Source organism: Bacillus sp. UNCCL81, assembly GCF_900112535.1.
Lineage (GTDB): Bacteria > Bacillota > Bacilli > Bacillales > Bacillaceae_G > Gottfriedia > Gottfriedia luciferensis_B.
Genome location: NZ_FOMF01000005.1, coordinates 305,550 through 318,416 on the forward strand (window position 1 = coordinate 305,550; position 12,867 = coordinate 318,416).

The following is a 12,867-nucleotide window of genomic DNA, read 5'->3' on the forward strand; positions in this document are numbered from 1 at the left end:
TGGTGATAACTATGGATTTAGGCTTCGGACTTGCGGATTGGATGCTATATACTATTTGGGCAGTTACTGGATTAATGATTCTTGATTTTGTAATAGCATTTATCCGTTCATTCTGGAAAGGTTCATTCGATACATCTTTTATACTAGGATATTTAAAGGATATTCTATACTTCATTTTTCCACTGAAGTTTTTAATAACAATGTTTGGACTTGATCCTACAGGATGGATTTTAATAACATTTTATTTCATTGCTGGAATCGCAATCGTTATTAAGTATTTGAAAGACATATTTAGTAAATTTCAATAAGTATTGAAGCCCTCATTAAATGGGGGCTTTTTAGTTTGAAATCAAGTTTTTGGACTTTGTAAACAAACTTAAATGCCTATGACAAAGAGGTTTTTTTATTTTATTTAAATACACAAATTTATTTAGTTTTTGCATACATATATTTCTAGGCACCAATGGGCTAATTTTTTCATAGAATATTCAAAAAATTCCCTAGAAGGAAGTAATGTTTATGACAAAATATCAATGGGTTAAATGGCGAAGAGTATTAATTTGGTTAGCTGTTATTATTTTTATTGGTGTTGTGCTTACTAAAGGGGGGCCAACATACTGGAGTGTAGCAATATCGATTGTTAGTCTTTTATTTCAGTTCGCCGTTATGATTTTCATGGCGATCATCCAATTTGTAGCAATTTTCTGGTTTCTAGCTAGAGGTCGTACTTATTGGATTTTACCTGGTGAGACTGGATCGACGTGGGATGATTATCGTGGAAACCCTGAGATTGTTGAAAATGCAAAACGAATCGTAACATTACTAAAAGGTGTTAAAACGTTTAAAGAGATGGGTGGAGAGGCTATTCGTGGATTGCTGCTTTGTGGTCCTCCGGGTACAGGGAAATCTTATCTTGCACAGGTTATTGCGAATGAGGCCCAAGTACCTTTTGCTTATGCCTCGGCTCCAAGTTTTCAAAACATGTTCTTTGGTGTAGGGAATTTGAAAGTAATGGGAATTTACAAAAAGGCTAGAAAGTTAGCTAATATTTACGGAGCGTGTATCATTTTTATCGATGAAGTCGACGCAATTGGTATGTCTCGTCAAGGAGGAGGAGCAGGTGGCGGAGGAATGTTCGGTATGGGAATGGGTACTGGATTATTGAATGAACTTTTACTACAAATGGATCCTCCAAATATTGATACTTCTAAAATAGCAAAATTTCTTCGATCACTCGGTTTACGTAAAAAGAAAGCTGAGCGTCCAGCAGTTCTGACGATTGCAGCTACCAATTTACCAGATGTACTTGATCAAGCATTACTTCGACCAGGTCGTTTTGACCGAAAACTTTGGGTAGATTCTCCTGATTATGATGGACGTATTGATGTTTTCCAATATTATCTAAAAAAGGTGAAAATCGATTCATCTTTAACACCAGAGCGAGCAGCTCTTGATACGATTGGATATAGTCCAGCACAAATTAAACATATAGTGAATGAGTCTGTCGTAATTGCTCATCAGCGAGGTGCTGAGGTTGCAAATTACACTGATTTCCGAGATGCAATGGAAACGTATGAGTGGGGACTGAAGCAGCCACTTAGATCTATGAGTGAAGATGAGAAGAGAAATGTAGCGTACCATGAAGCAGGTCACGCCGTAGCTCAATATTTGTTAAAGCCACACGATCGAGTATGGAAGGTAACAATTATTCGTAGGGGTGACGCACTTGGGCTTGCCGCGACTAAGCCAACAACAGAAAGATATAATCGAAGCGACAGCGAAATACTTGCAGCAATCCAAGTTTGTTTGGCGGCTAGAGCAGTAGAAGAAGAGTTTCTCTACAAGAAATTAAACGGTGTCACATCTGATCTACAACAAGCAACCCTACTTGCTGGTGCATATTTAGGTTTAGTTGGAATGGGCGATGAGTTATTCAGTTGGAATGCACTAGGCTCACAAGCAGAAGGACTTAGAGCGCTACGACCAAAAATTAACCTTCTTCTAAAGGACCAAATGAGCCAAGTAAAAAAACTTGTTACCGAACACGCAGATTTTGTACACTCAATTGCACAAGAGCTGCTAAAAAGAGGTGACTTAACAGGCGAAGAAATAGAAGATATTTACGAAAGCATTTATGCACGTACCCGTCCTGAACCACCTATTGTAAAGATTGGTACTGTTTATGAGAAAAATATTCAAGGATTGCTTAAGGATTTTGATAAATTACCTGAAAGCGATCAGAGTTAGTAAAAGAACTATAATGGAAATTCACAAGGTATTCGATGTTCCTTGTGGATTTTATTGATTCTAAAATATTGGTCAAAAATAAATAAAAAGAGCACTCGCGATGAGTTGCTCTTTTTTATTATTTAAGGAAAGTTTATGAAGTGTTCGCCATACGAAGGAATTCTCAATAGACGCACTGAATATCAAAAGATATCTCCACCATAGAAGTATCTTTTTAAAACAAATAGCATATTGATTAACAAATCTAATACAACGTACTTGTCACAACAGTTAGGAGAGTGAGTAATGAATAGTCTATTAAATCATATAGGAAACGCAAATACAATTGATGATGTAATTGAACAGTTAGATGAGATTATTTCAATGAGCAATAAAACAAAAAGCAAACTAGGATATTTTGCTTCTTTATATCGATTGGTAACGATTAAAGTGAAAGTTGGAATTTTAAATAATCAGTTCGAAGACGGGACAAGAATGGAAAGGCTGGATGTAAATTTTGCAAATTTCTATTTAAAAGCACTTAAAAACTATTTAAATGGAGAACCTGTAAGTCTCAGTTGGCAATTAGCGTTTCGACACGCAGAAAACCGTCAATCTATATTGTTACAGCATTTGTTGCTTGGTATTAATGCACATATTAATTTAGATTTAGGAGTAGCTGCTTCGAAGGTATGCCAAGGCACAGATATTTTATCGCTTTACAATGACTTTATGAAAATAAATAGTATTTTGGCCTCATTAGTTGATGAGGTGAGGGATGACATGGATCGAATTTCACCTTGGATTGGTTTTTTAGATCATGTTGACCCAAAAGCTTCAAAGGCAATCATAAACTTTAGTCTAGAGAAGTCTCGAAATTATGCATGGGATTTTGCAAAAAAGCTGGCTACAGCTAATGATAGTGAGTGGGAAGCGCTGATAAAAGTGCATGATAATGAGGTTGCATCAATTGGAAATATGGTCGCACGTCCAAGTAGTTGGATGCTGAAGGTTGGTTTATGGGCAATTCGTTTTCGTGAATCCAAAAATATTGAACGAAACTTAGATCTTTTAAATCATACTCGCTTTGAAACAATTTCAACTGATGGTATTCAATTGTAAATTCAAAGAGAGTAAGCAGATTGGATAATCTAAGGCAACACTCGTTTATTAGGGTGTTGTTTTTACTATTTAAAAATTAAAACTGCTACTGTAGTATATTATATAATTGTAAAGATTCAGGATTAGAAGGTTAACGATAGGTGATAAATAAATGATACATACATATTTAAATGAAACAATCAGTTTTAATATAAAATATAAAAAGCAAAAATCGATCGGTATTTATATAGATGCTTATGGAAACGTTGAGGTTCAGGCTCCTAAAGATACACCTGATAAAAGTGTCATCGAAGTTTTAGAGGCTAATTGGGAGTTGATTCTTCAAAAATCAAATGAAATGAAGGAGCGACTTCGTGGTCCAAAAGAACGGACTTATGAATTCGGTGAGACATTTCTTTATTTAGGGAATTCATATCCTATACAAATTTCACACGATGAAAGTATTCAGCAAGATCAAGTAGTTTTTGAAGGGAATAGGCTAAATATTATTGTAAAACAACTAGAGGATGAACGAATAAAACAGGCGCTTAAAAGGTTTTATTACCAACAAATTAAAGCAATAGTTGAAAAGAGTATTCAGAAGTATCAAAGTAATTTTAAAGTAAAGCCATCTTCAATTCGTATTACTGATAGTAAAACAAACTGGGGGACTTGTGATTCAAAAAGGCAACTAACATTTAATTGGAAACTAGCAATGGCACCTCAAAAGGTGATTGACTATGTTGTTGTCCATGAAATGTGCCATATGGTTCATATGAATCACGACAGGTCTTTTTGGCGACTTGTCGGTAAAATTATTCCAGAATATAAGGAAAGAGAAAATTGGTTAGCGTTATCTAGTTGGAAAATGACCGTATAAATAAAAAATGGGAACGACAATAGTCGGCCCATTTTTTATTTTTTGTAAAAAAAGTCTGCTAATTCCTTACTTTTAAGTCTTCTATTTTTACGGATTTTAGCTCGTTCTTCTCCGCCTTGATATAAGAATTTTTCTTCCTCAGTTTCGGGAACAATTTGTGGAACTTTAATTAATTTACCTTCCTCGTCCAGTGCAACAAAAGTTAAAAAAGCAGTAGCAGCGATTTTCTCTTCTCCAGTTCTTAAGTTTTCTGCAGTTACTTTCACGAAAACTTCAAATGATGAGGTACCAGTCCAAGTTACATAACTTTCGAATGCCACCGAATCTTTCATTGTAATTGGGTGAAGAAAGTCAACTGAATCAGTTGAAGCAGTTACGATTGAAGATCGGCAGAATTTCATTGCTGATATACTTCCGATAATATCTAAGTCATTCATTAATTTTCCACCAAACAAAGTGTTATGACTATTTACATCATTGGGAAGAACTAAATTTGTTCTAATGACTCTTGTTTCACTACAAGTTACCATGTGATTTCTCCATTCTTTAATATCTATAAATTGTACACTATTTAAAAGAGAAATTAGCATACTTAATAAAAAAAATTATATGAACAAACTTTCCATTGAAGTATATTTATGAATTAGGAATTCTTGTAGTTGTTTTTTAACATCACGTAGTAAAATTTATATTTGTCAATGAAATTTGTAGGAAATAGTGCAAATTTAAATAAGTTTATTTCAGTCGTTTACATTGACTTTTACTTCTTAAGTCGGTATATTTATATCTTGTTGAGACGGGATGAATACTACATATGGGTGTTAAAAAGAAAGAGAACACCTATATATCGATATATGGTAAAATCGATATAATCTTTTGCGAGGAGGAACAGGTGATGATAAATACAATAATTGATGCTGAATTACCTGCGAATATACAGAAATTAAATCAAGACATAATGCATTTTCCAATGATTACACCTATTAATCCAAAGATGCATAAAACAACATTTAAAGGTGTATCTAGAACGGTTATGTTAGATCGATACGCATTTAAAGATATTAAACTTGTTACATTAGGTGTAGGTGACCTAGTTGTACTAACATATAAGGATGATCCAAAGTTTCCTCGTCGTGGTTATGGTGAAGTAATTGCTATTGACAATAGTCAGGAAGAAGTAACTGTTCAATTAGATTCTCAGTTTGAAGACGGAGCAATCATTACAGTTGCATTTAATAAAGTAGACAAACCACTTGAAATCTTCTACGAACAAATTGCAGACCGTGTTGCACGTGGGCTTGCATCTGCAGAAACTCCAGAAAAATTCTCCGAAGTAAAAGAGATGTTTTATGAAATTTTAGCTAACAAAACTTTTGTACCAGCGGGACGTGTTTTGGCTGGTGCCGGTACAGGAGCTTCAACAACATTCTTTAACTGTTATGTAATGCCTCATATTCACGATTCTCGTGATGGGATTGGTGAACACCGTAAGAAGGTAATGGAAATTATGTCACGTGGTGGTGGCGTTGGAACAAACGGTTCAACTTTACGTCCTCGCGATGCGATTGTTTATAGTGTGAATGGACGTTCAAGTGGATCAGTTTCTTGGTTACATGATTTATCTGAATTAACCAATTTAGTTATTCAAGGTGGTTCAAGACGTGGTGCGCAAATGATTATGATGAACGTCAATCATCCTGATATTGTAGAGTTCATCGTATCAAAGAACCAAAATCCAAAGGTTTTACGCTATATTGCGCAAACTACAAAATCGAAATTAATTCGTGAAGAAGTAGAGCGTAAATTAAAGTTCGAGCCAATTAATGCAACTGAAAAAGCAGCTTATGAAGCTTTAATTCATATTGCAACAATTGAAGGGAAATTAAATACACCTGAAATCGAACAGGCAAAAGAACTGCTTAATGACGGTGGTAAGTATTCAGTTCATAACCCTGAGTTTTTAACAGGTGCAAATATATCTGTTTGTTTAACTGATGATTTTATGGAGGCAGTTGAAAATGATGGAGAGTACAAGCTTCAATTCCCTGATTTAGAAAACTATGACGATGAAATGCGTTTAATTTATGATCAAGAATGGCAGGAATGTGGAGATGTACGTGAATGGGCTGCACGTAGATATGGTGTACGAACGTACCACACAATAAAAGCAAAAGAACTTTGGGATTTAATCAATGTTTGTGCAACTTATTCTGCTGAGCCAGGAATCTTCTTCTTAGATAATGCAAACAAAATGACAAACGCTGTTTCTTATGGTCAAAAAGTAGTTGCAACAAACCCTTGTGGAGAGCAGCCACTTGCTCCATTCTCTGTTTGTAACTTAGCAGCTGTTAACTTAGCTGAAATGACGGAAAATGGTAAAGTTAACTGGGAAAAGTTAAAACGAACTGTTCAAATTGGAACGAGAATGCAAGATAACGTAATCGATGCAACGCCGTATTTCCTAGAAGAGAATACAAAGCAAGCAAAAGGTGAACGTCGTATCGGATTAGGTGTAATGGGGTTACATGATTTACTAATCCGTTGTGGCCTAGTATATGGATCGGAAGCTGGCAACAAACTAGTTGATCAAATTTTTGAAGTGATTGCAACTACTGCTTATAAAACTTCAATTGAATTAGCGGAAGAAAAGGGAGAATTCCCATTCTTATCGACTTTTGAAGATGGACGCGAACGTTTTATTAACTCGGGATATATGAAGAAAATGCCTGAAGAAATTCGTGAAGCTGTTTTAGAAAGCGGCATTCGTAATTCGCACTTATTAACAATTGCTCCTACAGGAAGTACTGGTACGATGATGAATGTCAGCACTGGACTTGAGCCTTATTTTAACTTCGTATACTTCCGTTCAGGACGATTAGGTAAATTCATTCCAGTTGTAGCTGATATCGCACTAGAATGGTTAGAAGCAAATGGATATGAAGTAAATGAAGAAAATGTTTATGAGATGATTGAACATCTTCCTGAACAATTTGTTGGAACAATGGACCTTTCTCCAGAGGCGCATGCTGATGTTCAATGTATTATCCAAAGATGGATTGATTCTTCAATTAGTAAAACAGTTAATGCTCCTAAAGGTTATTCTGTTGAACAAGTAGCAAAAGTGTATGAAAGATTACACAAAGGTGGAGCAAAAGGCGGGACTGTATATGTAGACGGTTCACGTGATGCCCAAGTACTATCGCTAACTAATGAAGAAAATGATTTTACAAATGTAGAATTAGAAACAGTTGAAACGATAAAAGATGAAACGAATAACGATCCTGATGAAACTTCACAAGTTAAAACAGGTAACGTTGGTGTAGAAAACGGAGACACTTGTCCAATCTGCCTAGTAGGTACTGTAGTTGAACATGGTGGTTGTAATACATGCGATAATTGTCAAGTTCAGTTGAAGTGTGGAATATAAAAGTAAATTTTAAATAGCTTTGATGAAAGACCTCTTTAGATGTGATGATCTAAAGGGGTTTTTTTATGTCTAAAAGTACAATTAAAATCGACAAATGGATTAAAGAAGGGCGTGGTTCTGGGTAGAGTTACATCTATTTTTGATAAAGAGGTAGACCCTCCATTAGGTAGCAGTTTGAAGTCTTTTTTTGTTTACCTCAAAGAAACATAGAATAGCACTCAATTGAGTGCTATTGTTCCATGATTCTTTATTATTAATAAAACACTTTTGTTTGCAGGATTTCCATTGCATGCTCAATATCTTGTAAATCTTCCTTCGAAGCATTTTGTATACGAGAGAGTAAAAGAGATTCTAAGCTCTTAAAGGATTCACTCATCATGGCTTCTCCTTCCACTGTAAGACGAATGAATTGTTTTCGTCGGTCGGCAGGATCACTCATCTTTTCAATTAAATTTTTTTCACTTAACTTTTTCAATTCACGACTGGTATTTGGCATCGATATATTCTGACAATCACTAATTTCACTTGGAGTTACGGGCTGACTAACCGTTATATATTCAAGAATTTTATATTGAATTGGTGTGATTGAACCGGATTTTGAGTTTTTTGTTAATTCATGCGTTACTCTATGCACCGAAGTTATGAATGATACACATTTAGAAAAAAGTACTGAATTGTCCATAAAATTCACCTCTTTTGATAAGATATCAAAAAAGTTGTCAAAATACAATTATCAATTGACAAGTAAAAAGAGCAAGTGTTATGATTTAGTTATCAATTGATAACTAAAAGAGGTGGCCTATGAAGACCCTAATAATTTACACGCACCCTAATCACCAAAGTTTATGTTATTCTTTTTTACAAAACGTCATCAAAGGATGTAATGAAAACACAAACATAAAGGAGTTGCAGGTGCTGGATTTATATGAAGAGGGCTTTAATCCTCTCCTGGTATTTAATGAGAATAAAAGAAGACGTGATATGCATCGTGATCCTGACCTAGAAAAGTACAGGAAACAAATATTATGGGCTGATCAACTAGTCCTTGTCTATCCAATTTGGTGGGGGCGACCCCCAGCAATGCTGCTGGGTTACATTGATCAGATGTTTGCATCAAACTTTGCTTATAAAGATAAGAAGGGACTTTTGCCCATGGGGCTGTTAAAAGGAAAGTCAGTAGTATGTATCTCTACCATGAAGGGGCCTGCGAAATATCCTCTTCTTTGGTTAAATAATGCTCATAAAATATTAATGAAAAGAGCCTTATTTCAATTTGTAGGGATTAACAAAGTGAAGTTTTTTGAATTCGGTAAAATGGAGAGCCCTAATGGAAAACAGAAGAAAAAACTAGAAAAGGTTTACCAGTATTTTAAAAAAATAGAGTCAAAACAAGTTCTTTTAAGTTAACGTAAGATGTGGGTTTGTGAGATATTTATGATCAAACTTTATTTTAAATCTACAATCGTGAAGAAATACCTCTTTAGAAGTAATAATCTAAAGAGGTGTTTTTTATGTGTATAAGAACAAGGACATTAGTTAGAAGAAATTTTTAAAAGTTCAGCTTTATTCTCAAAATGCTCCATATTCTTGAAGAATAAGAGGAAATAATAGAAAATAAAACAGAGTCCCAATTTATTGGACAACTCAGCAATTGCTAATTTAAGTCTTTGGGAGAAATCATCGTTAGGATATTTAATTGGATAATCATCCACTGAATGTAACGATTAATAGGAGGAAAAATTGTTGAAACCTATATCTATTTTAATAGCGGATGATGAACAGGAGATTGCTGATCTCATAGCCTTACATCTAGAAAAAGAAGGGTATCATGTTATTAAAGTTTCGGATGGACAGGAGGCTGTCCGTGTAGTCGAGACCGGGTCAATTGATTTGTTGATATTGGATATAATGATGCCAAAAATGGATGGATATGAAGTAACTCGGCTCATTCGCGAGCGGCATAATATGCCAATAATATTTTTGAGTGCTAAAACATCTGATTTTGATAAAGTACAAGGATTAGTTATTGGAGCAGATGATTATATTACAAAACCATTTACCCCCATTGAATTGGTTGCACGTGTGAATGCTCAATTGCGACGCTTTATGAAGTTGAACCAACCGAAAGTAGATGATCATAAAGTTCTTTTGGAGTTTGGTGAAATAATGATTTCCCCTGATCAACGGACAGTTTTGCATTATGGTGAAAACATCGAGCTAACGCCGAAAGAATTTGATATTTTGTATTTACTAGCGAGTCATCCAAAGAAAGTTTTTAGTGTAGAAAATATTTTTCAGCAGGTTTGGGGTGATGCATACTTTGAAGGTGGTAATACAGTAATGGTACATATTCGCACCTTGCGGAAAAAACTCGGAGAAGATAAGCGAAAAAATAAGTTAATCAAAACGGTTTGGGGAGTGGGGTATTCATTTAATGGATAAAATTATACGCAGTTTTCGCTCCAAAATCATCGTATTATTTGCTTTAAGTATGACGCTGGCTGGTATGATAACTTACATAATTTTTAAAGGATTACAGCTTTATTATCACACGATGGTTCGTTATGGTGATCCCTTAGCCCAGCTTCGTCGATTCATTCAGAGTATTGGAGACGTTAACTTCTTTTTATTTCTATTTATCCTACTTTCGATATTGTTTTTCTATTTACTAACTAAACCCTATTCTACTTATTTTAATGAAATATCAAACGGGATTCATTATCTTGCTAGTGGCAACTTTAAACATCGGGTTTCGATCCAGTCAAATGATGAGTTCGAAGATATTGCTCAAGCAATTAATCTAGCAAGTGAAAAATTAGAAGAAGCCGTACAAAGAGGCGATTTTTCAGAAAACAGTAAAGAACAATTAGTTGTAAATTTGGCACATGATTTGCGTACTCCGCTAACTTCTGTGTTAGGTTATTTAGATTTAATCCTTAAGGATGAGAAGTTAACCAAGGAACAAGTCAAACATTTTTTAACGATTGCCTTTACTAAATCTCAGCGTTTAGAAAAACTGATTGATGAATTATTCGAAATAACTAGAATGAACTATGGCATGTTACCTCTTGAAAAAAGGCAAATTAATTTAAGTGATCTACTTTTTCAACTAAAAGAAGAATTGTACCCTGTTTTTGAGAAAAATAATTTGATCGCTCGAATGAATCTTCTGCCTAATTTACCTATTTTGGGTGATGGTGAGATGTTAGCTCGTGTGTTTGAAAATCTATTAACCAATGCAAATCGATATGGATATGATGGTCAGTTCGTAGATATTAACGGGTTTGTTGATGGGCAAGAAGTGATTGTTCAGGTTGTTAATTTTGGAGATTGTATTCCACCGGAGGAACTTCCATACCTCTTTGATATGTTTTATACAGGTGACAAAGCACGAACTCATCAAGAAGATAGCACAGGTCTTGGTTTATTTATTGCAAAGAATATCGTGGAGCAACATAATGGAACAATTACAGCCGAAAGTAGTATAATCCGAACTGTATTTGAAGTTCGATTACCGCAGGAACGTATCCCAATTGACAAAGTTTAAACGTTTCATAAAGAATTTAAGAAAAATTTAAAGTTTACCCTACTTTTTATTTAAAAAGTTTTTCCTATTCTAGAATCAATCAGAATTAGGAGGAACGTGAAAATGAAGAAGTGGGGATTTTTAGTTGCTTTAATAATTTGCCTGATTTTTACATTCGTTAATAAAGAAACGTCGCTTCAAGATAAAGTAGAGATTCAAACATATAAAAAAATTAACAATGACCAATTAGTTAATGGAGAGACTTCTGAAAGTTTTCAAAAGAAGAGCATTACTAAAGAATCGGTCTATAAAGGGAATTTACTCTTAATAAACAAAAAATATCCTGTACACCAGGAAAGTATAAAATCAGATGTTGTAAACTTATTTACTCACAAAGAATTGAAAAATGGATACGAATTACTAGATACGAAAATTGAATTGTCAGAGGATGTTGCCCGTAAATTTTCGAAGATGATAACTGCTGCTCAAAAAGAAGGGGTTCGCCATTTTACAATTAATAGTGGTTTTCGAGATTTTGATGAGCAAAATGCACTTTATCATGAAATGGGATCAGATTATGCCTTGCCTGCAGGCCGTAGTGAACATAATTTGGGTTTATCACTTGATGTAGGATCTACCGAAATGAAAATGAATGAGGCACCTGAAGGTAAGTGGCTAGAAAAAAATGCTTGGAAATATGGCTTTATCATACGCTATCCAAAGGATAAAACGGCAATTACAGGGATTCAGTATGAACCTTGGCATATTCGCTATGTTGGATTGCCACACAGTGTGATTATGGAGAAAAAGAATTTTTCTTTAGAAGAGTATTTGGATTTCTTAAAAAAACAAAAGGCTATTTCTACTACTATAAATAGCCAAAAATACGAAATATCCTATTACCCTGTTACAAAAAATACGACCATTCATGTGCCTACCAATCTTCGTTATGAAATATCAGGCAACAATATGGATGGTGTGATTGTGACGGTATTTAATAGCTCAACACATACTAAGGAGGATCGATTAGTAGAATGAAAATAATAAAATTAATGAACAAAATTTTTGTTTCAGCACTATTCGTCTTTTATATGTATGCATTAATTAGAGTCATTCTATTTAAATTCCGCTGGAGAGATCTATCCTTTTTATGGTATCAACTTCAGACTAATCTCAGGAATCCTGTTAATCTTATAAACGAATTGAAAATGGGAAATCTTATTCCATTTAAAACAATATCCATTAATATTCAGAGTCTATCATCATGGCCTGATTTTAGTAATTTGGTTGGGAATATCGTAGCATTCATCCCATTTGGAATGTTTCTTGTATTTTTATCAAAAAATAGAAGGATATCATTCATAGGAGTATTCATTAGTTCTTTGAGTTTTAGTTTATGCATAGAAAGCTTTCAGGTTATTTTTTCGATAGGGATATTTGATGTAGATGATTTAATACTAAATACCTCTGGAGGATTGCTTGGCTATTGTGCGATCAAGCTTTGTGATAAGGTTTATAATAAACTTATCGTAAATACTTCAAGCAGTGTCCAAGATAGAGAAATTGTTGATAAACAGGAATTTTAAAATCCTCGATTTAAACAGAAAACGATACTAGAAACTGCAGCTGTATAGTAGCCGTTTTTTTGTTATAAGAACTAATTGCTTTTTTCCTTCAATGTTAGAATATATTGAAGTTGAGGAGTAG

Annotated in this window: 12 protein-coding genes; 10 read left to right on the forward strand and 2 right to left on the reverse strand. The window is 34.4% G+C overall.

Features of this window, described 5'->3' with window-relative positions; all coding sequences use genetic code 11:
- Positions 1-11 precede the first annotated feature (11 nt).
- The 4 genes from BM319_RS13305 (at position 12) to BM319_RS13320 (ending at position 4,207) form a co-directional block, all read left to right on the forward strand.
- On the forward strand, positions 12-308 hold the full coding sequence (locus tag BM319_RS13305; RefSeq protein ID WP_069035332.1) for a hypothetical protein: 297 nt from the start codon (positions 12-14) through the stop codon (positions 306-308).
- Between the two features lie 211 nt (positions 309-519).
- On the forward strand, positions 520-2,247 hold the full coding sequence (locus BM319_RS13310) for an AAA family ATPase (RefSeq protein ID WP_091023101.1): 1,728 nt from the start codon (positions 520-522) through the stop codon (positions 2,245-2,247).
- Positions 2,248-2,532: 285 nt separating this feature from the next.
- Entirely contained in the window at positions 2,533-3,348 is an 816-nt protein-coding gene (locus BM319_RS13315; protein ID WP_091023103.1) for a DUF5995 family protein, read from the forward strand.
- Positions 3,349-3,499: 151 nt separating this feature from the next.
- Positions 3,500-4,207, forward strand: coding sequence for a M48 family metallopeptidase (locus tag BM319_RS13320; protein ID WP_069035330.1), 708 nt, complete (start codon positions 3,500-3,502; stop codon positions 4,205-4,207).
- A gap of 35 nt (positions 4,208-4,242) precedes the next feature.
- Here the strand turns inward: BM319_RS13320 and BM319_RS13325 are convergent, their stop codons facing one another.
- A complete protein-coding gene (locus BM319_RS13325; protein WP_069035329.1) occupies positions 4,243-4,737 on the reverse strand; it encodes an acyl-CoA thioesterase in 495 nt (164 codons plus the stop codon).
- 365 nt (positions 4,738-5,102) lie between these two features.
- Here BM319_RS13325 and BM319_RS13330 point away from each other — a divergent pair, with 365 nt between their 5' ends.
- Positions 5,103-7,634: a vitamin B12-dependent ribonucleotide reductase gene (locus BM319_RS13330; RefSeq protein WP_091023105.1), complete on the forward strand. Its 2,532-nt coding sequence runs from the start codon at positions 5,103-5,105 to the stop codon at positions 7,632-7,634.
- 253 nt (positions 7,635-7,887) lie between these two features.
- On the opposite strand, the gene BM319_RS13335 is transcribed toward BM319_RS13330, so the two are convergent.
- Positions 7,888-8,316, reverse strand: a complete 429-nt coding sequence (locus BM319_RS13335) for a MarR family winged helix-turn-helix transcriptional regulator (RefSeq protein ID WP_091023107.1) — start codon at positions 8,314-8,316, stop codon at positions 7,888-7,890.
- Positions 8,317-8,435: 119 nt separating this feature from the next.
- Here BM319_RS13335 and BM319_RS13340 point away from each other — a divergent pair, with 119 nt between their 5' ends.
- The 5 genes from BM319_RS13340 to BM319_RS13360 all read left to right on the forward strand — a co-directional run bounded on the left by BM319_RS13340 (position 8,436) and on the right by BM319_RS13360 (position 12,746).
- On the forward strand, positions 8,436-9,041 hold the full coding sequence (locus tag BM319_RS13340) for an NAD(P)H-dependent oxidoreductase (protein ID WP_069035327.1): 606 nt from the start codon (positions 8,436-8,438) through the stop codon (positions 9,039-9,041).
- Positions 9,042-9,377: 336 nt separating this feature from the next.
- Positions 9,378-10,076 (forward strand): vancomycin resistance response regulator transcription factor, VanR-F/VanR-M family, encoded by a 699-nt coding sequence (gene vanR / locus BM319_RS13345; protein WP_091023109.1) that lies wholly within the window; start codon positions 9,378-9,380, stop codon positions 10,074-10,076.
- A complete protein-coding gene (locus BM319_RS13350) occupies positions 10,069-11,181 on the forward strand; it encodes a HAMP domain-containing sensor histidine kinase (protein ID WP_091023111.1) in 1,113 nt (370 codons plus the stop codon). The genes vanR and BM319_RS13350 overlap by 8 nt, the downstream gene beginning before the upstream one ends.
- Positions 11,182-11,283: 102 nt before the next feature.
- The gene (gene vanY, locus BM319_RS13355; protein WP_091023113.1) at positions 11,284-12,198 is read left to right on the forward strand and encodes a VanY-A/VanY-F/VanY-M family D-Ala-D-Ala carboxypeptidase; all 915 of its coding nucleotides are present in this window, start codon (positions 11,284-11,286) and stop codon (positions 12,196-12,198) included.
- On the forward strand, positions 12,195-12,746 hold the full coding sequence (locus BM319_RS13360; RefSeq protein ID WP_091023115.1) for a VanZ family protein: 552 nt from the start codon (positions 12,195-12,197) through the stop codon (positions 12,744-12,746). Before vanY ends, BM319_RS13360 begins: the two co-directional genes overlap by 4 nt.
- The last annotated feature ends 121 nt before the right edge of the window (positions 12,747-12,867 follow it).

What these genes read in the sequence shown, in the direction of transcription:
- BM319_RS13350 (WP_091023111.1), top strand. Translation starts at nt 10,069, where the DNA reads ATGGATAAAATTATACGCAGTTTTCGCTCCAAAATCATCGTATTATTT.
- BM319_RS13310 (WP_091023101.1), top strand. Translation starts at nt 520, where the DNA reads ATGACAAAATATCAATGGGTTAAATGGCGAAGAGTATTAATTTGGTTA.
- BM319_RS13340 (WP_069035327.1), top strand. Translation starts at nt 8,436, where the DNA reads ATGAAGACCCTAATAATTTACACGCACCCTAATCACCAAAGTTTATGT.
- BM319_RS13325 (WP_069035329.1), bottom strand. Translation starts at nt 4,737, where the DNA reads ATGGTAACTTGTAGTGAAACAAGAGTCATTAGAACAAATTTAGTTCTT.
- BM319_RS13320 (WP_069035330.1), top strand. Translation starts at nt 3,500, where the DNA reads ATGATACATACATATTTAAATGAAACAATCAGTTTTAATATAAAATAT.
- BM319_RS13330 (WP_091023105.1), top strand. Translation starts at nt 5,103, where the DNA reads ATGATAAATACAATAATTGATGCTGAATTACCTGCGAATATACAGAAA.
- BM319_RS13315 (WP_091023103.1), top strand. Translation starts at nt 2,533, where the DNA reads ATGAATAGTCTATTAAATCATATAGGAAACGCAAATACAATTGATGAT.
- BM319_RS13360 (WP_091023115.1), top strand. Translation starts at nt 12,195, where the DNA reads ATGAAAATAATAAAATTAATGAACAAAATTTTTGTTTCAGCACTATTC.
- BM319_RS13335 (WP_091023107.1), bottom strand. Translation starts at nt 8,316, where the DNA reads ATGGACAATTCAGTACTTTTTTCTAAATGTGTATCATTCATAACTTCG.
- BM319_RS13305 (WP_069035332.1), top strand. Translation starts at nt 12, where the DNA reads ATGGATTTAGGCTTCGGACTTGCGGATTGGATGCTATATACTATTTGG.
- vanY (WP_091023113.1), top strand. Translation starts at nt 11,284, where the DNA reads ATGAAGAAGTGGGGATTTTTAGTTGCTTTAATAATTTGCCTGATTTTT.